Below are 230 nucleotides of genomic sequence, written 5' to 3'. Positions count from 1 at the left end.
AACATCGTTAAAGCTGTTGAACGTTGTGGCCTGAAAGTAGACCAACTTATTTTTGCAGGACTGGCAGCCAGTTATTCGGTCCTGACGGAAGATGAACGCGAACTGGGCGTTTGTGTGGTCGATATTGGCGGTGGAACAATGGATATCGCCGTGTACACTGGTGGTGCCTTGCGTCATACCAAAGTGATCCCGTACGCTGGGAACGTCGTGACAAGTGATATTGCTTACGC

At 50.0% G+C, this 230-nt stretch carries 1 protein-coding gene; it reads left to right on the top strand.

Features of this window, described 5'->3' with window-relative positions; genetic code table 11:
• The coding region (locus tag RVY79_RS21890; protein ID WP_317466730.1) for a cell division FtsA domain-containing protein at positions 1-230 on the top strand (230 nt) is incomplete at both ends.

It is taken from the genome of Chromohalobacter sp. HP20-39 (assembly GCF_033052815.1).
Taxonomy (GTDB): Bacteria; Pseudomonadota; Gammaproteobacteria; order Pseudomonadales; family Halomonadaceae; genus Chromohalobacter.
This window is presented reverse-complemented; position numbering and strand designations above follow the sequence as displayed.